Here is an 18,237-nt window from a genome sequence, read left to right on the forward strand (position 1 = left end):
ATTTTCCCTGACCATGCGGCCCGCCTATCTCGATCTGCATGCATCCGGCGAACTGGCCGAACGCATCGCGGCCGCCCTGGACGGGCTCGCGGACTGTCGGTTGTGCCCGCGAGCATGCGGGGTGGACCGCATGCGGGGCGAGACCGGTTTCTGCGGCGCGGGCAGGCAGGCCGTGGTGGCCGCCTTCAATCCCCATTTCGGAGAGGAAGCTGTGCTGGTCGGCCAAAACGGGTCCGGCACCGTCTTTTTTGCCGGGTGCAACCTGGGCTGCCGGTTCTGCCAGAACGCCGACATCAGCCGCGATCCACGGGCCGGGCTCCCGGCCACCCCGGAGGAGCTGGCGGGCGTCATGCTCGACCTGCAGAACCGGGGGTGCGGAAACATCAACTTCGTCACCCCGAGCCACGTGATCCCGCAGATTCTCGAGGCACTGCCCGTCGGAATCGAGCACGGCCTCAACCTGCCGCTTGTCTACAACACCGGCGCCTACGATTCCGTGGACGCCTTGCGCCTGCTGGACGGCGTGGTGGACATCTACATGCCCGACGTCAAGATATGGGACCCGGCACTGGCCGAAAAATACCTGTGCGCCGGGAACTATCCGGAGCGGGCGCGGCGGGCCGTGGCCGAGATGCACCACCAGGTGGGCGACCTGGTCGTGGAGAACGGGGCGGCGGTGCGCGGGCTGCTTGTGCGCCACCTGGTCATGCCGGGAGAAGTGGCCGGGACCGGGCAATGGATGGAATTCCTGGCCGGGCTGTCGAAAAACACCTGTCTCAACCTCATGGACCAGTACCGCCCCTGCGCCGGGGCCGACCTGCTCCCGCCCATCGACCGGATGTGCACCAGGGAGGAGTTCCGGACGGCCGAGGCCGAGGCCGAAAAGCACGGGTTGATCCGGCTGGATGACCGAAACGACCGTTTTTGGGCCCGGTTTTTGGAATAATATCGGGTAAAAGACAAATTTCGGTCCGCAGGCCGCCGGATGCGGGACTTTTTGGGTTGTCTCTGGATGCGGCCAACTGGTAAGGTCCAAATCTGAACGGGTGTGGTCAAGGTGCCGCACCGACGCCGAAAAAAGACTACAAGGACATATTCACCAAACCCAACCCCGGAGGGAGACATGAGCATCCCGGTTTTCAATTGCAAAAACGCGGACGACGTGATGAAGGCGGTCAAGGATTACGACATCAGCTTCATCCAATACTGGTTCGTGGACATCCTCGGCACATTGAAGAGCTTCCAGATCACGCCCAACGAGCTTGAGGCGTCCTTTGAGGAAGGCATGGGCTTTGACGGCTCCTCCATTCTCGGGTTCTGCCGCATCGACGAGTCCGACATGGTGGCCATGCCCGATCCGACCACCTTCCAGGTCTGCTCCTGGCGGCCGTCCGAGCGCCCGGTGGCGCGCATGTTCTGCGACGTGGTCAACCCCGACGGCACGCCGTTCGAGGCCGATTCCCGCTATGTGCTCAAGAAGGTCATGGGCCAGGCCGCAGAGAAGGGCTACACCTTCTACGTGGGCCCCGAGCTCGAGTTCTTCCTCTTTGCCGACGACCAGGACACCGAGATTCTGGACGCGGGCGGCTACTTCGACGCCCCGCCGCTGGATCTGGGCAACAACATCCGCCGCGACATCATCTTCGCCCTGGACGCCATGGGCATCCAGGTGGAGTACTCCCACCACGAGGTGGCCCCGTCCCAGCACGAGATCGACCTGCGCTACCAGGAAGGCATGAAGATGGCCGACACGGCCATGACCTACCGGGTGGTGGTCAAGGAGACCGCCCGCAAGCACGGCTGCTACGGCACCTTCATGCCCAAGCCCATCTTCGGCGAGAACGGCTCCGGCATGCACGTGCACCAGTCCCTGTTCAAGAACGGCCGCAACGTGTTCTACGACGCCGGCGACGAATACCACCTGTCCGCCGAGGGCAAGTCCTACATCGCGGGCATCCTCAAGCACGCGCCCGAGTTCGTGGCCGTGACCAACCAGTGGGTCAACTCCTACAAGCGTCTCGTGCCCGGTTACGAGGCCCCGGTCTACATCGCCTGGGCCCGGCGCAACCGTTCGGCCCTGGTCCGCGTGCCCATGTACAAGCCCGGCAAGGAGAACGCCACCCGCATGGAACTGCGCTGCCCGGACCCGGCGGCCAACCCCTACCTCTGCTTCGCGGTCCAGCTGGCCGCAGGCCTCAGGGGCATGGAGGAGAACTACGTCCTGGCCGACCCGGTCGAAGAGGACATCTTCTCCATGAACGACCGCCAGCTCAGGCGCAACAAGATCAAGGCCCTGCCCGGCTCCCTGTACGAGGCCGCCATATCCCTGCAGAAATCCAGGTTCATGAGGGATGTACTCGGCGAACACCTGCACACCGCCCTGGTGGAGAACAAGCTCGCCGAATGGGACGAGTACCGCACCCAGGTCACCGAATACGAACTGGACAAGTACCTGCCGATTCTGTAGGCGGCTTACGGGAACAGGCTTTACGGCCCGATCCGGCTCTCTGCCGGATCGGGTTTTTTTGTCTCCGGCCTTGCCTTTTTTCCGACCTCAAGAGGCCTGATTCGGGGGGATGCCCGTCCCCCTGTCAAGCGCTAATTTTATCCTATAGCCTGTTTTCACTATACATTCATTCGCAAAACCCGGTTTCGGCGAAAACCCGGGGTAGACTCCTCCCAAACAAACCAAAGGAGGTTTTTTGTTATGGGAGGATCCGCATCGTTGATTTCAACCGTGTTTTCGACCGTCATGGGCATGTCCCGGGAAAAGGACGGCTCCGGCAGTCTTGAAAAGGAGCGCGCCGCCCGCGAGGCGGAGCAGGAGCAACAGGAGGCCGAGGACCGCAAGCGCGACCGCGCCAAGATCACCGAGGCCCGCGAACTGGAGGAGAAACGCAAGCGCAGCTCGCTGCTCGCCCAGGGCGCGGCATCGCTGGTCGAGGAACCGGAAGTGGCCGCCGCCAAGCTCAAGAACAAGCTGGGAGAGTAGCATGGAACATCAGGAACTTGCCAAATCCCTGCTCACCCGGTTCAAGGGGCTTGAGGAGGCCCGGCAGCCCTGGGTGCCTGCCTGGCAGGAGCTGACCGAGTACATGCTGCCGAGAAAAAACAGCTTCGCCTCGACGTCCGGCACGATCTCCTTCCGGGGCCGTGCCAGTGATTCGCGCATCTTCGACTCCACGCCCCTGCACGCCCTGGAGCTGCTGGCTTCGTCGCTGGGCGGCCTGCTGACCAACCCGGCCATGCCGTGGTTCGACGTGGCCGTGAAGGACCGCGCCCTGGCCGACTCGGCCGAGGTTCGCGGTTTCCTGCAGGACGCCCGGCAGCGCATGGTGGCGGTCTTCAACGCCGAGGACACCGGGTTTCAGACCCATGTTCACGAGCTGTACCTCGACATCGTCCTGCTCGGAACGGCGGTCATGTACGTGGAGTCCGACGTTTCCACCATGGTCAGGTTCTCCACCCGGCCCCTGGGCGAGGTGTATGTTGCCGAATCCGCACGCGGCCATGTGGACACCGTGTACCGCAAGTACGAGGTGTCGGCCCGCCAGGCGGTCCAGGAGTGGGGCGCGGGCTGCTCCGAGGAGACGCTCCGCAAGGCCGAGGACAAGCCCGAGGACAAGGTCGAGATCCTGCACGCGGTGTTCCCGCGCACGGATCGCGACCCGAGCGGCTTCGGGGTGGCCAACTTCCCCTACGCCAGCGTGTACCTTGAGGTGAAGGCGGACCGCATCGTCGAGGAGTCCGGGTATCTCGAGATGCCGTACATGGTGCCGCGCTGGGCCAAGGCGGCGGGCGAGATATACGGGCGCGGCCCGGGGCAGACGGCCCTGTCCGACACCCGCGTGCTCAACGCCATGGCCCGGACCGCGCTCATGGCCGCCGAGAAGATGGCCGACCCGCCGCTCATGGTGCCGGACGACGGCTTCCTTGGCCCGGTGCGTTCCGGTCCCGGCGGGCTGTCCTACTTCCGCGCCGGGTCGTCCGACCGCATCCAGGCCCTGCCCGTGAACGTGGACCTGCACGCCACCGAGGAGATGATGAACCAGCGCCGCGAGTCCATCCGGCGCATCTTCATGGGCGACCAGCTCACAGCCGAAGGCCCTGCGGTCACGGCCACCGAGGCGGTCATCCGGCAGGCCGAGAAAATGCGCGTGCTCGGCCCGGTCCTGGGCAGGCTCCAGACCGAATTCCTGAGCCCGCTCATCAAGCGCGTCTTCCGCATCATGCTGCGCTCCGGCGCGCTGCCCGCCTTCCCGGAAGGGCTGACCCCGGACGACCTGGAGGTGCGCTACACCTCCCCGGTCGCCCGCGCCCAGAAACAGTACGAGGCCCAGGGGCTGGCCCAGGTCATGGAGTACCTGAGCCCCCTGGTGGGCAGCGGCGACGCATTCGGCATCATGGACAACTTCGACACCGACCGGGTGGCCCGGCACGTGGCCGAGCTGTTCAATACCCCGTCGGACTACCTCAAGCCCGAGGACGCCGTGGCCTCCGCCCGCGAGGGAAAACAACAGGCCGCCTCTGCCGCGCAGACCGCCTCGACCGTGGCCAATGCGGCGGCCATCGCCAAGACCCTCTCCGAGGCCTACACGGACCGGCCCAACGTGCTCACCGACATATGGGGCATGCTGGCGGGCGGACAGGTCGAATCCCGCGAAGCCGCCCTCGGGCAGCCCGAACCCGGGCAGGAGGCGTCCCATGCCTGACCACAACCCCCTGGAACTGCACCGCGCCTACAGGCGGCTCTTCGATTGCGCGGACGGGCGGACCGTCATGGCCGACCTGGAACAGCGGGGGTGCTTTTCGCGCTCCTCCTTTTCCACCGACAAGGGCCGCACCGCCTTCAACGAGGGCCGCAGGTCCCTGGTGCTGCACGTCAAGCACATGATCGACGAAACCAACTTCATCACAAAGGAGAATGAACGATGACCAAGAATACCGAACAGTGGCAGATGACCCTTCCCGAGGACTGGACCGTGATGCATCCGGGCGACGACGGCGTGGAGACCGAGATTCCGCTGCGCGACCACCCGGCGCTGGCGAAATACGCTTCCAAGGACGAGGCCGTGAAGGCCCTGGTCCACGCCCAGCGCATGCTCGGCAAGACGCCTGAGGGCTACCTGCGCGTGCCCGGCGAGGACGAGGGGCCCGAGGAGATGGCCGCCTTGTACGCCGCCCTTGGCCGCCCGGACAAGGCCGACGGGTACGAGCTGCCGGACATGGACCTGCCCGAGGGGTTCGAGGTGCGCGAGGAAGTGATCAACGGCCTCAGGGAAAAGGCGCATGAACTGGGTCTGAATCCCAGGCAGGTGGCCGGGCTGTACGAGTGGTTCATGCCCCTGGCCATGGATGCCCACCACGGGCTGGAATCCGAGGCAGCGGGTCTGCGTCAGGCCGAGCTGGACGCCCTGCGTTCCGTTCATCGCGGCGACACTCCGGCCATGCTGGACAAGGCCATGCGCGCTGCCGAGGCCATCGGCGGCGACGAGTTGCTGGCCGTGCTGGACAGGACCAACGCGGGCAACCACGCCGCAGTGATCAACGCCTTTGCCAAGCTCGCGCCCATGGTCCTGGAGGGCGGCCTGCGCGGATCGGCCCGCGCCTGGGGCGAAGACCTGTCCCTGGAGCGGCTGCGCGAAATGATGCGCGACCCGCGTTTTTCCGACCCGTCCCGACGCGACAAGGAGTTCGTGAAAAAGGTCAACCAGGGCTTCGAGGCCCTTTATCCCGGCGATTACGTCCCCGGCAGCCGCCTTTAACGGCTCCGGCAAAACAGCGGGCCGGGGTTTTACCCTTTTCCCCCGGCCCGCACCACAAGGAGGGCAGGGAAGTTTCCCTGAACCACGACTACGGGGAGGAAAACAAGCCGGGCGAAAAGTTGGACAGATCGATTGTCCCAGCCAGGCCCAGGCATGATGCCGATGGACGCCAAACAATGGAAATGCGTCCAGAGGATCGCGAAAAGGGTAAGCCCGTGCCCTTGCCGCATCGCAAGGACGAAAAGTCTCAAATCCTCCGTTGAAAAGTAAAAATGTAAGGCGTATGTATCCCGAGAACATCCGGGGTCCGGGTCCTTGCACGGGGCTTTGACGCAGTGCGCGGACGTGTCGCAACACTATCCAAGGAGGCCGAGTGGGCTACGCCAGGGTTTGCCTGATCATATTGGGTGCCGTCATCGCGGGCACAACCATCCAGAACGGGGAGTTTTTCGCCCGTGGTTATTTTTCCCACCTGCTGCCCATGCTCCTGGTGTGCAGCGCCGCCTTCACCGTGCTTCGGCCCGAGCGGCCCATCCGGCTCGCCCTGGTCTTCTGGCAACTGGCCGCGGCCATCATCCTCAGCGCCGGGCTGGAGCTCGCCTTCTCCATGTACAAGCGCATGCCCTTTGACGAGAACGGCGTCATCACCCTGCTTTCGGTGTGCCAGCTTCTGGTCATCGCCTTCATCTCCTTTGCCGTCTGGAAACTGCGCAACGGTCCAGGCCCCATCCGCTGGAAGGACAAGAGCCTCATCTGGCTGATCATGGGCGTGGGTTTCGTGTTCCTGGCCCTGGACGAAAAAGTGTTGATCCACGAAGGTCTGGACCGTTCCTTCCACAAGCTCGCGCACATGAAGGAAACCGGCTGGACCAGCCGTCTGGACGACCTCCTGGTGGGCGTCTACGGCATCATCGGCCTGGTGACCCTGTGGTTCTATTCCAAGGAAATGCTCCGCTTCCGCCGGTGCATCCTGTTGCTGGGCGCGGGCTTCGCCGCCCTGTTCATGTCCGTGAGCGCGGACGCATCGTCCAGCCGCCCCGACTTTTTCAACTGGCTCGTGGGCGAGCAGGGAGCCCCGCTCGTCCGCGAAATCGCGGAAGTGGTGGAGGAGGGCTGCAAGGTGCTGGCCGAGGCCCTGTTCCTGACCGGGTTCGCCTCGGCCCTGGCCGACGTCCGCAAGGGAATCCGGGACAAGTAACGGTCGCCCGGCTTGACATGGCTGCCCGGAGCGGACACAAGGGGCACGCATGCAAAATCTCATCGAACTGACAAAGAACGATCTCGAAGCGTTCGTTGCCGAGGATCTCAAGGAGCCCCGCTTCCGGGCCGAGCAGATCTGGCAGTGGCTGTGGCAGAAGCGCGTCCGTTCCATCGACGCCATGACCAACCTGTCCAAGCCGTTGCGCGAAAAGGTCATGTCCATGGCCGCCATCGCCTGGCCCGAGATCGCCAAGGTCGCCCAAAGCAAGGACGGGACCATCAAGTTCCTGCTGCGCATGGGCGACGGCGCGCTCATCGAGACCGTGCTCATCCCCATGCAGGACCGCTACTCCCAGTGTCTGTCCACCCAGGTGGGCTGCGCCATGGCCTGCACCTTCTGCAACACCGGCAAGCTCGGCTTCGAGCGCAACCTGACCTACGGCGAGATCATGGGCCAGATTCTCGTCGGGCGGCAATACCTGGAGGACCAGGGGATGAACCCGCTCAAGAACCTTGTGTTCATGGGCATGGGCGAGCCGCTGCTCAACCTCGACAATCTCATAAAAGTGCTCACCGATCTGCCCTGCGAGCGCGGCCTGTCCCTGTCCTGGCGGCGGTCCATGGTCTCCACCGTGGGCTTCCCGGACAAGCTCAAGATTCTCGGCGACCTGGAAATCGCCCTGCCGGCCATCTCCCTGCACGCGCCCACCCAGGAGCTGCGCGCCAAAATCATGCCCAAGGCCGCCAAGGTCCACCTCGACGACCTCATGGCCGCCCTCAAGGCCTACCCCATGCGCCCCCGCGAGCGGATCACCTTTGAATACCTGCTGCTCAAGGACGTCAACGACTCCCTGGAGCACGCCGACCAGCTCGCCCGGCTCATCGACCGCAGAAAGGGCAAGATCAACCTCATCGCCTACAACGCCACCGAGGGCATGCCCTACGACGCCCCGGAACGCGACAAGGTCGAAGCCTTTGAAAAACGCCTCTGGGATCACGGCCTCACCGCCTTCATCCGCCGCTCCATGGGTGCCGACATCAAAGCCGCCTGCGGCCAGCTCAAGGCCGAGGAAATGAAGTAGGATTGCCTCCGGCGGCTGGGGGAAGGGGAAGGAAAAACCTTTCGAGAAAGGTCTTTCCTTCCCCTTCCCCCAGACCCCCATCCCCTTTCTTTTCCAAAGCTTTTTGTGTCGCCTGGCGGCGAGGGCTCTTGGTTGTCGAAGAGCTTTGCCCAAGCACCAAGAGCGCCTTGGGTGGCAAAGCCACCCAACAGCGGGTTCTCGGCACCGTCCCGAATAAAAGTCTTTGGATAACGAAAACGGCGTCAATGAAGCAACACGCCGCGCTCTCCCATCTTCCAATTCCCCGACCAATTATCTAGCTGCTTAAGCGAAGCGGAAAGCAGCCCGCACACAACGGCGTGAGGCTTGTGAGAGTGGGTCGAATGTGGATTTTATCCAGCGAAAATCACCGCAGGCGTAGCCGTCTACGGTGAGGATGGTTTTCGCTGGAAAAATTCGCAGGCGGCCCGCTATCGCAAGCCGGGTCACTGCACAGCAGGCTGGGAAGAAGAAGGCTGCCCGGACACCACGACCATGTTGCGGCCGTTGTTCTTGGCCTGATAGAGCGCCTTGTCCGCCTTGATGATCAGGTCGTCGTCGGAAGTCAGCGCGCCGCCTTCCACCGAGGCAACGCCTATGGAGGCGGTGACGGTGAACACGTTGTCCTCGAACGAGAACTTGCAGGACTCGACGTTTTCGCGCACGCGCTCGGCCAGCTTCCAGGCGGCCTCTTCCGAGGTGTGCGGGAGCAGGACCACGAACTCCTCGCCGCCGTAACGGGCGGCCAGGTCGGTGGTGCGGAATGTCTTGGTCAGGATTTCGCCCACCTTCTGCAGCACCATGTCGCCCGCCTTGTGTCCGTAGGTGTCGTTCACGGACTTGAAGTGGTCGAGGTCCACCATGAGCAGGGAGAGGTCGTGGTTGTAGCGGCGTCTGCGCTTGATCTCGTAGACCAGCCGCTCCTCGAAGGAGTGGCGGTTGTAGATGCGGGTCAACCCGTCGCGGTCGGCGCGCAGCTTGACTTCCTTGAAGGTCAAGGCGTTGCGCAGGGCCAGGCCGATGTGGTTGATGGCCGAGCGGAATGTCTCCACCTGGTCCTTGCCCAGCCGGTGCCCGGGCTCGCAGAGCAGGGCCAGGCAGCCGAATGTCTCGTTGCCTGCGGTCAGGGGCATGGTCACCAGCCTGCCGTCATCGGGCTTGTGCGCGTACTCGGGCCGCCGCGCCGGATCGGTGTGCACGACCTGGAACCCGTTGACGGGTCCGGACCCCATGGTGGACGCCGAGGCCATGAGGTGCTCCACCCATGCGGACTCGGTGGCCGGGGGCATCTTCCCGTTGAGGAAGATTTCCACGTCCGCCACCTCGGATGCCTGTTGGCGGTTCCAGAAGGCGGCGTTGAGCACCTTGACGGGCAGCACCAGGGACAGGGTTTCCTTGGCGTTGGCCAGGATGGTGGTGGCCTCCAGCGACTCGGTGGCCGAGGCGAGGATTCTGTTCAGGAACAGGAGCTGGTCGGTCTTGCGGGAGAGCAGCTCGCGTTCCAGCATGATCTCTTCGGTCATGCGGTAAATATCGGAATACATGGAGGTCACTTCCTTGGCCCGGAACATGACATCCTGAATCTTCGGGCGGGTCAGGGGGGTGCGGACAACGGTCAGGAATCCTTCGGCCAGCACCTGTTCCATTTCCAGGTCCGTGTCGCCGTGGTCCTGGATCAGGATGCGCTGGGTGGAATCCTGGTTGCGGTATGCCTCCCTGCGGAATTCGGGGAATGAGGTCCACACGGACCAGGGTATCCAGGCCGCAGACGGTTTTTCGTCGTGCGTCAGGTCGCGATCGTTGGGCAGCGAATCCGCCGGATAATTGCGGAGGTGAAAACCGGGGCCGACCCCTTTTTCGATCTGCTGCGCCAGCGTCTTGTCCAGTCCGAGCCCCCACATGAGCTCCGGCCGTCTGCTTCGCTTAATCATCTTGGCCATGTCTCCGTAACTCCTTGCATGCGTCAAAGCATTGACGGACTTCCCTGTCCGCACAGGGGGTTGAGCAAAAACGGGGCCAAAAGGCGCGCGTGGGAGTTTTATGGCCTGGAACAAGGAAAAAGGCGGCGGATAATAGCCTGAATTGAAAGTGAATTCTTATTGCATATAGCTGGGAGGCCAGGGCGCGGCCAAGGAAAAGATTGCCGTGCCCCGACGGGCAAGCCATTGACAAACAGGGCCTGATGCGGTTCCTAGCTATGTATGGCGAAAAAACAGCGTATCTGGGGCACGTTGGACCCCTTTGTCCAGGGCGGCCCGGTCATGGGCCGGATAGTGGCCAACACCGCGTTCCTGAACAACCTGCTCCGGGCCGATCCCTTCGACGAGTATCATTTCTTCCTCCCGGACCGGAAGGCCGTGGAGTCCCTGTCGAATCATCTGAAAAGAATCGTCCCGGACATGTCCGGGAGCAACCGGCTCCGCTTCATGCCCAGGCGCGAGCTGCCCGCCATGTTGGGGGCGACCGCCTACCACTGTTTTCACCTCTCCGACTGCATCACCCACCAGCCCTTCGTGGCCCGCGTGCGCAATCGGTACAGCCCGGAAACATTCCCCGTCACCGGGGTCATCCACTCCCTGAGTTACGCCCAGTATCCTGAGGCCTTCCTGAAGCATTTGTGGCCGGGAACCACGGCAAGGGACTGCATCGTGTGCACCTCCGGGGACGGCAGACAGACCGTTGAGCGCTATTTCGAGTCCCTGCGCGACGGGTTCGGTCTCAGCCGGGAGAGCCATCCCGCGCCATCCCTGGCCCGGATTCCCCTGGGGGTGGACACGGAGACGCTCAGGCCCGGACAGGAGGAAAAAACCGGCCCGGTGCGGCTGCTCGTGTTCGGTCGTATTTCCCACACCTCCAAGATGGACCTGGTGCCGCTCGTCCGCGCCGTGCACCGGTTGGTGCAGGACGGCCTGGACCCGGAGTCCGTGGAACTGGTGCTGGCGGGCTGGGACGACAACCGGTCGATCCACTATCAGGACACCCTGACCCATCTGGCCCGCAACGCCGGCATCCCGCTCACCGTGAAGCTGCGGCCCACCGAGGCGGAGAAGATCCGCCTGTTCCGGGAGGCCGACATATTCGTGTCCATCGCGGACAACCCGCAGGAGACCTTCGGCATCACGCTGGTGGAAGCCGGGGCCTTCGGCCTGCCCGTGGTCGCTTCGGACTACGACGGGTACAAGGATATCGTGTCCCACAACGAGACCGGCCTGTTGGTGGAAACCGTGGGTCCGGCCCGGACTCCGGACCTGGACGCCATGGCCCCGCTCTCGTTCGACAGCGACTACCACCTGGGGTTGGCCCAGCGCACGGCGGTGTCCATCCCGGCCCTGGCCCATGCGTTGGGCAGGCTCATCGAGTCGCCGGACCTGCGCCGGTCCATGGGCGCGGCGGCACGGGCGCGGGTGGAGGAAACCTTTTCCTGGCCTGCGGTCATCGACCGGTACGTCCGCCTGTGGGACGCGCTGTGGGAGGAACCGGTGGACGCGGAACCCCTGCGGGACGCGCCCCATCCCCTGGCCCCGGATTTTGCCCGGTTGTTCGGCCACTACCCGACCCGCGCCCTGTCCGCCGACGTCATGCTTCAGGCGGGCCGTACGGGCGAGGCCTTCTACCGCGACAAGGACTACCCGAATCTCTACGCGGGCATGCACGACGCCATCGACCTCGACGTGATCAGGAAAATCGTGTTTTTCACGCGCAAGCCGGTTGACACTGTCACCCTGATGGGCAAGGTTTTCGGCATCGCGTCCCACCTGGATGTCACCAAAGTAGAAAATCATATCCTGTGGGCGCTGAAGCAGGATATCCTGCAAATCATGTAAATCGAATCACAACCCCCTGCCCGCCCGGCAAAGGGCGCCGCGTCGCGTACCCCGCGAAGCGGCGCCGGGAAGTTCGGGAAGGGAGAGGGGATGGGGGTTCGGGGGAAGGGGAGAGGGAGAGCCCTTTTCAAAGGGGTTCCCTCTCCCCTTCCCCCGACCGCCGGAGGCATCTCATGAAAGCTCTCAGAGCGGCGCGGATGGAGCGGTGTATCGGCTGCCATTCGTGTTCATTGGCCTGCGCCCGCCTGGTGCACAAGGTCCTGTCCTGGAACAAGGCGGGCATCCGCATATCCTCGTCCGGAGGATTGTCCACGGGTTTCGAGGCCCGCGTCTGCCTTTCCTGCCACCCGGCCCCGTGCGCCGAGGCGTGCCCCACCGGTTCCCTGACCCAGCGTCGCGACGGCGGCGTGCTGCAGAAGAAGAATCTGTGCATCCGTTGCGGGGAGTGCGCCAAGGCGTGCCCCGTGGACGCCATCTTCCTCGACCATGAGGTGAACCCCTACGTCTGCCTCAACTGCGGCCAGTGCGTGCCGTTCTGTCCCCACGACTGCCTGGAGATGGTCGAACTGCCCAAGAGGGAAGCCGAAGGAGGTGCCCGATGATCAGGGATTACTTCCGCATCATGATGGTCAATTTGACCACGGGAAAGACCACCATCGTCGAGCTTCCGGGCCGGGGCGACTACCTGGGCGGAGCCGGGCTGGCGGCGCATCTGTTCGACAAATACGGGCATGTGGACCGAGACTGGGACGACCCGGAGCAGCCGCTGATTTTCGCCATCGGGCCGCTGACCGGTTACTTCCCGCTCATGAGCAAGACGTGCTGCGCCTTTCGCTCCCCGTACCACAATCAGTATACCGAGAGTTACGCTGGCGGGAAGTCCGCCCTGTCCCTGCGATTTGCCGACCTGGACGCCCTGGTGGTCACGGGCCGGGCCAAGCGGCTGACCGCGCTCTGCGTGGGGTCCCGCCGGGTGGAGACCCGCGACGTGGAGTACCTGCGCGGCTTTGACGCCATCCACACCGGGCGCGTGCTGCGCAAGATGTTCCCCGGCTCCGGTCGGCGGTCCATCCTGCGTATCGGACCGGCGGGCGAGAACCTGTCCTCCTACGCCTGCATCAACGTGGACACCTTCCGCCACTTCGGGCGCATGGGCGGCGGCACGGCCATGGGGGCCAAGAACCTGAAGGGCATCTGCATCCTGGGCGACCGGGGCTTCGGCCTGCCCGAAGGCAAGGAATACCCCAAGCTGTACAAGGAAATATTCAAGCAGCTGACCACCACCGAGATGATGGCCAAGTATCACGGCCTGGGCACGGCGGTGAACATCAACCCGCTCAACGAGTTGAAGAGCCTGCCCTGGAAGAACCTGCAGCAGACGTCGAGCCCCGAAGCCGACGGCATTTCCGGCGAGACCTTTGCGGACGATACGCTGCTCAGGAACGCGGCCTGCGCGGGCTGCCCGGTGGGCTGCATCCACGTGGGCTTCGTGCGCGAGCAGTTCCAGACCAACAACCAGTACCTGTACCGCCAGGTGGGCTACGACTACGAGCCGATCTTCTCCTGCGGCGGCATGCTCGAGGTCACGGACGCGTCCGATGTCCTGCGCATCCTGGACGTCATCGAGAAGGAAGGGTTGGACTGCATGTCCGCGGGCGTGGCCCTGGCCTGGGCCACCGAGGCCCTGGAAAAGGGCGTGGTCTCCACCGAGGAGACCGTGCTCGACCTCAAGTGGGGCGACGCCGAGACCTACATGAAGGCCGTGGAATTGATCAGCCGTCCGCCCAACGAGTTTTACGCGCTGATCGCCAAGGGCACCATGCGCTGCGCCGAACGATACGGCGGCCAGGATTTCGCCTGCGTGCTCGGCCAGGAGATGGCAGGTTACGCCACGGGCGAGGTCTTCTTCGTGTCCGAGGGGCTGGGCTTCCGCCACTCCCACCTGGACTCCGGGGGCTACGCCTACGACCAGAAGCACGAGGACAAGGACGTGAAAAGGGCGCTGGATTTCCTGGTCCAGGACGGCCGCGAGCGCATCGTGCTCAACTGCATGGTGGGCTGCCTGTTCTCGCGCGGGGTGTACAAGGACGACCTGCTGGCCGAGGCCATGGCCTCGGTGGGCTATGGCGAACTGCACGGCTCCGTGGCCGAGATCGGCGCACGCGTGCAAAAGCTCCGCTGGCGGCTCCGCCTCCGGATGGGCTACCGTCCGGACAAGGTCAGGATTCCCAAGCGGTACACCGAGATCACCACCTGGAAGGGCCCGCTCGATACGGACTACATGGAAGCCCTCCGGGCGGGCTACGCGGCCCGAATCCTCGAAATGGGCGCCCCCGTCGATGAGCCCGGGGACAAGGAAGACGATTAAAAAAACCGGCCAAGCATCCAAAAAAGTGGTTGCCAACCGTCCGCCATTTCGGTAAACCCCAACTTCTCGACCGGTTGCTCGGGTAGCTCAGTCGGTAGAGCAGGGGACTGAAAATCCCCGTGTCGGCAGTTCAATTCTGTCCCCGAGCACCACTAGGAAATTAAGGCTTTCGTCGGATTCGACGAAAGCCTTTTTTCATGGGGGGGGTAAACTGTTCCCGGTGTTCCTCCCCGTTGTTGACGAAGAACAGCAACATGATAGCCGATCAATATAGCACCAGCAACCATAGTTGACCCCCCCGCGCATTCCAGTATGATTTCATTATTTCCAAGTAAATATTGAGAGCGTGTCGACCGAGAGTGAAAATCGTACTCGACACTAATCAGTGAAGCTGGGTGCAAACCTTGAAATAGGTGGCGAGCGAGGTATTGTTTGATCAATGAGTGATGTCTTCGACACTCAAACGCGGCGCATGGTCATGAGCCGCATCGGCCCCAAGGACACCAAGCCAGAACTCCGTGTCCGCAAACTCCTCCACGCCCTCGGCTACCGTTTCCGCCTGCATCGCAAGGGCCTTCCCGGCACCCCCGACATCGTCCTGCCCCGTTGGAAGTCCGTGATCTTCGTTCACGGCTGCTTTTGGCATGTCCATGAGGGGTGCAAGCGGGCGACCATGCCCAAGACCAATGTCGAATTCTGGAAGAAGAAGCTCAAGGGCAATGTGGTCCGAGACGCCAAGAGCATTGAACAACTCCGGGAGCTTGGGTACAGGAGTCTTGTAATCTGGGAATGCGAGACCAAAAACCTCGACGAACTGGCGGACAGGCTTATAGCCTTCCTGCCGCGATAAGGCGACATCCACATGGCACGACGATCCTCCATCGGCGACCCCGAAGCCCTACGCTCCTCCTTGGTTGAACTCCTGACCGATTTCGAGAACCATCTCAAGAGCAGCAGCCTCCGGCAACAGGTACGAGAACTCATCCCGGCCAACCATCTCCTTCGCGATCTCGGGAGTTCTCTTCTGCGCGATGAGTCCGCAAAGGCGGCACGGGAACGCATACTCCGTTATCTGCTCAAGTACGTCGGCGAGGTCATCGATGGGGAAGAACTCATGGTGATCGGCGGCATCAGCGAATATGCCCGCCGCATCCGGGAACTTCGCGTCGAGCATGGCTGGAAGCTCATCACAGGCTACACGGTCAAGGACATGAAGGCCGACGAGGAAAACGGCTTCGGAGAGGAACTCGACTCAATGAAGCCAGACGACTACCTGCTTCTTTCGGACGAGCAGGATCGTGACGCGGCCTACCGCTGGAACGTGGCCAATGAGATACGCAAGGAAAAGGACTTGTCCGTCCGCGACAAAATTCTCAAATACTTCCGCAGCAACGTTGGCAAGGAAGTGTCCGGGGAAGAACTTCGATATGTGGCCAACAACAAAAGCGAGTGGGCACGGCGCACCCGTGAATTACGCACCGAATACGGCTGGCCCATCATGACCCAAAGCACCGGCATGCCCGAGCTTGCCGTAAGCATGTACGTGCTGGTCGAGGACCGTCAGGCACCCGAGCATGATCGGACCATCAAGGATGCTGTTCGTCGAGAAGTGTATATGCGCGACGAGCACACCTGCCAAGACTGCGGGTGGAATCACAACAAGTGGAATCCCTCCGACCCCAGACATCTGGAAGCGCACCACATCAAGCATCATGTAGACGGCGGCGAAAACACGGTGGGGAATCTGGTCACCCTTTGCAACATCTGCCACGACAAGCGGCACCGCAAGGGCGAGAACGACTAGGCGGCCCTTCTGGCCCTCATCTCAAGCACATCGGCAACGGCCCTAGCCACGGCGGCGGCCATGTCCGGTGGTACGGCATTGCCGATCTGGCGGGCTACCTCGATCTTCGTCCCGGTGAAAACAAAATGATCGGGGAATCCCATCAATCTTGCGGCCTCTCGGTGGGTGATGGGACGATGCTGTTCCGGATGCAGATACCGTCCCTTTTCCGGCTTGAAGAATTCCGTCCTGATGGTCACGGAGGGACGATCCCACCACAAACGGCCGAAGAGGTCCGTACCGCCAGAGGTCTTTCTGATCCAACAGGGAGGAGTGATCTCGGGCGCATTGCGTTGCAGGTCGAATCTGTTGCCTCCCGGAGGAACGGCCTTGTACCGCTTCAGGCTTTTGGCCGTCGGGTTGCGTCGGAAATGCAGGTTGAGCGGTGCCGGGACATCCCTGATCTCGAACTCCTGCGGTGCCGGAAGATCGGCGATCATGTCGGCAACGGTACGCCACCGAGGCAACCCCGTCCGCTCCGGGTTGGCGGAATGCGTCGGTTCGGGAGGAAAGGACACGGCTTCGACCTCCGACATCTTCCACCCGATGATGAAGGCCCGTTTCCGGGTCTGCGGTGCTCCGTAATCGGCCGAGTTGAGAAGGGCCGATGTCGTCTCGAATCCGAGTGTCTTGGCCCTCTTCTCGATCTGCCTCTTCTCATCCGCCCTGAGCAGTCCCTGCACATTTTCGATGACGAAGACACGGGCACCAGACAGGGCAACGATGTCCATGTACGGCTCCCATAAAGACCGTCGGCCATCGCCCTTTCGCTTTTTGTTGAGCAGACTGAACCCTTGGCATGGCGGTCCACCAATCACGATGTCGGCTGCCGGAATTCTCTCGGCGAGTTCGCCCGAAGTCCACTTCTCGATATCATCGCAAACAGCATGGTCACCGAAGTTGGCGATATAGCTGTTCACGGCGGCCTGATCGTTGTCGAGCGCGAAGACGGACTCGAACCTCCCGCAGTAATCGGGATGAACGAACCCCAGTGTCATGCCTCCGCAACCGGAGAAGAGATCGATCAGTTTATGCTTCATGGCGATTTCTTGAATTTCTCCAGACTCTAGCAGAAGGGAAGCGGTCGCTCAAGAACGATCTGATTCGAAAGATATCCGGCCCGTGGGCACGAAAAGGTCATCGGCCACCGACATCCCCCTTTTGACCGACTCATCGGCCAGTTGGGCATATCGCTGGGTCATGCTCACGGTTTTGTGCCCGAGAATATGCTGGAGCGTGTAGAGGTCGACCTTGTCGGTGCTGACGAGCCTTGAGGCGAAGGTATGCCGCAGGTCGTGAGGACGAATTTCATGGCGGAGTTTGCCGGGGATCTTTTTTGTTGTGTGGATATGATCGCGGTTCGTATCAGACCGCGTACCCGTGCTCCCGGAGCCACTGGGCGGCTTGTCCTTCCACGGCTTCCACGAGCTCCGAAGAGAGCCTGTCCCTGTACCGGCCCGGTCGCCCGTCCAGGAGGTGGTTTTCGTGCAGCAGGGTGTCCGGGTGGTAGGCGATGCTTTCGCTGACCCGGACCATCGTATCGGATTGGGCCGCCTGCCTGATGCGCTCCGCCTGTCTGGCCGGAGCCAGGTCGGCGGCCAAGCGGGCCGCGAAAGGGGCGTCCACGGCTGCGCCGAGGTAACGGGCCAGGCTGTTGATCTCCGTTGCCATGTCGTTGATCACGTCCTCGTAGCGGGCCACGTGGGTGTCGGGTATTGACGTCCATGCCGCGTGGGCGGCCATGAGGGAGCGGGCGGTGGTCGCGGCCTGTTCCGGCGTGAACCGGCAGCCGAATTTGTCCATCATGGAACTGATCACGTCCCGCAGATCCCGGTAGATGTAGAGGCATCGCCCGCGTCCCGCGTCCACGGCCCTGCGGATGGCAGGGGTCAGCTCGTGGCTCTTGAAGACCAGGAGCTCGTCGCCGCCGTCGTCCGCCAGAACACGCTCGTGGTCTCCGGGGTCATGCCAGGTGACGCGGCGGCCCAAACCGCAGTGTTCAACGATACCGCCGGCCATCTGATATTGCAGCGTCGAACCTGCCCGCTGCATGCCGCCTGCAAACACCCACATGCCGTTCTCCGTCGGCGTCCCTGAAAAGGGAGCCCCTTTATCGTCCGGGCCGGTCGGATGATCC

The 18,237-nt window shown here is 62.9% G+C and carries 17 protein-coding genes and 1 tRNA gene; 14 read left to right on the plus strand and 4 right to left on the minus strand.

Annotation, left to right across the window (positions count from 1 at the left end):
* The first annotated feature begins 13 nt into the window (after positions 1 to 13).
* The 8 genes from OO730_RS09550 to rlmN all read left to right on the plus strand — a co-directional run bounded on the left by OO730_RS09550 (position 14) and on the right by rlmN (position 8,047).
* The gene (locus OO730_RS09550; RefSeq protein ID WP_264981235.1) at positions 14 to 946 is read left to right on the plus strand and encodes a radical SAM protein; all 933 of its coding nucleotides are present in this window, start codon (positions 14 to 16) and stop codon (positions 944 to 946) included.
* 177 nt (positions 947 to 1,123) lie between these two features.
* Entirely contained in the window at positions 1,124 to 2,467 is a 1,344-nt protein-coding gene (locus OO730_RS09555; RefSeq protein ID WP_264981236.1) for a glutamine synthetase family protein, read from the plus strand.
* A 240-nt stretch (positions 2,468 to 2,707) separates the two neighbouring features.
* The gene (locus OO730_RS09560) at positions 2,708 to 2,992 is read left to right on the plus strand and encodes a hypothetical protein (protein ID WP_264981237.1); all 285 of its coding nucleotides are present in this window, start codon (positions 2,708 to 2,710) and stop codon (positions 2,990 to 2,992) included.
* 1 nt (position 2,993) lies between these two features.
* Entirely contained in the window at positions 2,994 to 4,712 is a 1,719-nt protein-coding gene (locus tag OO730_RS09565) for a portal protein (RefSeq protein ID WP_264981238.1), read from the plus strand.
* Entirely contained in the window at positions 4,705 to 4,935 is a 231-nt protein-coding gene (locus tag OO730_RS09570) for a Bbp19 family protein (protein ID WP_264981239.1), read from the plus strand. Before OO730_RS09565 ends, OO730_RS09570 begins: the two co-directional genes overlap by 8 nt.
* A complete protein-coding gene (locus OO730_RS09575; protein WP_264981240.1) occupies positions 4,932 to 5,765 on the plus strand; it encodes a hypothetical protein in 834 nt (277 codons plus the stop codon). The genes OO730_RS09570 and OO730_RS09575 overlap by 4 nt, the downstream gene beginning before the upstream one ends.
* 373 nt (positions 5,766 to 6,138) lie before the next feature.
* Positions 6,139 to 6,963 (plus strand): hypothetical protein, encoded by an 825-nt coding sequence (locus OO730_RS09580; protein ID WP_264981241.1) that lies wholly within the window; start codon positions 6,139 to 6,141, stop codon positions 6,961 to 6,963.
* A gap of 49 nt (positions 6,964 to 7,012) precedes the next feature.
* Positions 7,013 to 8,047, plus strand: coding sequence for a 23S rRNA (adenine(2503)-C(2))-methyltransferase RlmN (gene rlmN, locus OO730_RS09585; protein WP_264981242.1), 1,035 nt, complete (start codon positions 7,013 to 7,015; stop codon positions 8,045 to 8,047).
* A gap of 464 nt (positions 8,048 to 8,511) precedes the next feature.
* On the opposite strand, the gene OO730_RS09590 is transcribed toward rlmN, so the two are convergent.
* On the minus strand, positions 8,512 to 10,005 hold the full coding sequence (locus OO730_RS09590; RefSeq protein ID WP_264981243.1) for a sensor domain-containing diguanylate cyclase: 1,494 nt from the start codon (positions 10,003 to 10,005) through the stop codon (positions 8,512 to 8,514).
* A gap of 261 nt (positions 10,006 to 10,266) precedes the next feature.
* Between OO730_RS09590 and OO730_RS09595 the strand changes: the two genes are divergently transcribed.
* The 6 genes from OO730_RS09595 to OO730_RS09620 all read left to right on the plus strand — a co-directional run bounded on the left by OO730_RS09595 (position 10,267) and on the right by OO730_RS09620 (position 16,061).
* Positions 10,267 to 11,889 (plus strand): glycosyltransferase family 4 protein, encoded by a 1,623-nt coding sequence (locus OO730_RS09595; protein ID WP_264981244.1) that lies wholly within the window; start codon positions 10,267 to 10,269, stop codon positions 11,887 to 11,889.
* A 173-nt stretch (positions 11,890 to 12,062) separates the two neighbouring features.
* Positions 12,063 to 12,491 carry a 4Fe-4S binding protein gene (locus OO730_RS09600; protein ID WP_264981245.1) on the plus strand — a complete coding sequence of 143 codons (429 nt, stop codon included), beginning with the start codon at positions 12,063 to 12,065 and terminating at the stop codon, positions 12,489 to 12,491.
* Entirely contained in the window at positions 12,488 to 14,257 is a 1,770-nt protein-coding gene (locus OO730_RS09605) for an aldehyde ferredoxin oxidoreductase N-terminal domain-containing protein (protein ID WP_264981246.1), read from the plus strand. Before OO730_RS09600 ends, OO730_RS09605 begins: the two co-directional genes overlap by 4 nt.
* A 76-nt stretch (positions 14,258 to 14,333) precedes the next feature.
* Positions 14,334 to 14,409 (plus strand) — tRNA-Phe (locus OO730_RS09610).
* 287 nt (positions 14,410 to 14,696) lie between these two features.
* Positions 14,697 to 15,107, plus strand: coding sequence for a very short patch repair endonuclease (locus OO730_RS09615; RefSeq protein ID WP_264981247.1), 411 nt, complete (start codon positions 14,697 to 14,699; stop codon positions 15,105 to 15,107).
* A gap of 12 nt (positions 15,108 to 15,119) precedes the next feature.
* The gene (locus tag OO730_RS09620; protein WP_264981248.1) at positions 15,120 to 16,061 is read left to right on the plus strand and encodes an HNH endonuclease; all 942 of its coding nucleotides are present in this window, start codon (positions 15,120 to 15,122) and stop codon (positions 16,059 to 16,061) included.
* Here the strand turns inward: OO730_RS09620 and OO730_RS09625 are convergent.
* The 3 genes from OO730_RS09625 to OO730_RS09630 are packed head-to-tail and all read right to left on the minus strand — an operon-like array spanning position 16,058 to position 18,173.
* On the minus strand, positions 16,058 to 17,140 hold the full coding sequence (locus tag OO730_RS09625; protein ID WP_264981249.1) for a DNA cytosine methyltransferase: 1,083 nt from the start codon (positions 17,138 to 17,140) through the stop codon (positions 16,058 to 16,060). The genes OO730_RS09620 and OO730_RS09625 overlap by 4 nt on opposite strands.
* Positions 17,141 to 17,188: 48 nt before the next feature.
* On the minus strand, positions 17,189 to 17,449 hold the full coding sequence (locus tag OO730_RS16305) for a tyrosine-type recombinase/integrase (RefSeq protein ID WP_407681921.1): 261 nt from the start codon (positions 17,447 to 17,449) through the stop codon (positions 17,189 to 17,191).
* A gap of 16 nt (positions 17,450 to 17,465) precedes the next feature.
* Entirely contained in the window at positions 17,466 to 18,173 is a 708-nt protein-coding gene (locus tag OO730_RS09630; protein ID WP_264981250.1) for a sulfotransferase family protein, read from the minus strand.
* Positions 18,174 to 18,237: the final 64 nt, after the last annotated feature.

The organism is Pseudodesulfovibrio portus, assembly GCF_026000375.1.
Taxonomy (GTDB): Bacteria; Desulfobacterota; Desulfovibrionia; order Desulfovibrionales; family Desulfovibrionaceae; genus Pseudodesulfovibrio; species Pseudodesulfovibrio portus.

Coding starts and splice junctions, on each gene's coding strand:
- OO730_RS09550 (WP_264981235.1), top strand. CDS start 14: ATGCGGCCCGCCTATCTCGATCTGCATGCATCCGGCGAACTGGCCGAA.
- OO730_RS09555 (WP_264981236.1), top strand. CDS start 1,124: ATGAGCATCCCGGTTTTCAATTGCAAAAACGCGGACGACGTGATGAAG.
- OO730_RS09560 (WP_264981237.1), top strand. CDS start 2,708: ATGGGAGGATCCGCATCGTTGATTTCAACCGTGTTTTCGACCGTCATG.
- OO730_RS09565 (WP_264981238.1), top strand. CDS start 2,994: ATGGAACATCAGGAACTTGCCAAATCCCTGCTCACCCGGTTCAAGGGG.
- OO730_RS09570 (WP_264981239.1), top strand. CDS start 4,705: ATGCCTGACCACAACCCCCTGGAACTGCACCGCGCCTACAGGCGGCTC.
- OO730_RS09575 (WP_264981240.1), top strand. CDS start 4,932: ATGACCAAGAATACCGAACAGTGGCAGATGACCCTTCCCGAGGACTGG.
- rlmN (WP_264981242.1), top strand. CDS start 7,013: ATGCAAAATCTCATCGAACTGACAAAGAACGATCTCGAAGCGTTCGTT.
- OO730_RS09590 (WP_264981243.1), bottom strand. CDS start 10,005: ATGGCCAAGATGATTAAGCGAAGCAGACGGCCGGAGCTCATGTGGGGG.
- OO730_RS09595 (WP_264981244.1), top strand. CDS start 10,267: ATGGCGAAAAAACAGCGTATCTGGGGCACGTTGGACCCCTTTGTCCAG.
- OO730_RS09600 (WP_264981245.1), top strand. CDS start 12,063: ATGAAAGCTCTCAGAGCGGCGCGGATGGAGCGGTGTATCGGCTGCCAT.
- OO730_RS09605 (WP_264981246.1), top strand. CDS start 12,488: ATGATCAGGGATTACTTCCGCATCATGATGGTCAATTTGACCACGGGA.
- OO730_RS09615 (WP_264981247.1), top strand. CDS start 14,697: ATGAGTGATGTCTTCGACACTCAAACGCGGCGCATGGTCATGAGCCGC.
- OO730_RS09620 (WP_264981248.1), top strand. CDS start 15,120: ATGGCACGACGATCCTCCATCGGCGACCCCGAAGCCCTACGCTCCTCC.
- OO730_RS09625 (WP_264981249.1), bottom strand. CDS start 17,140: ATGAAGCATAAACTGATCGATCTCTTCTCCGGTTGCGGAGGCATGACA.
- OO730_RS09630 (WP_264981250.1), bottom strand. CDS start 18,173: ATGTGGGTGTTTGCAGGCGGCATGCAGCGGGCAGGTTCGACGCTGCAA.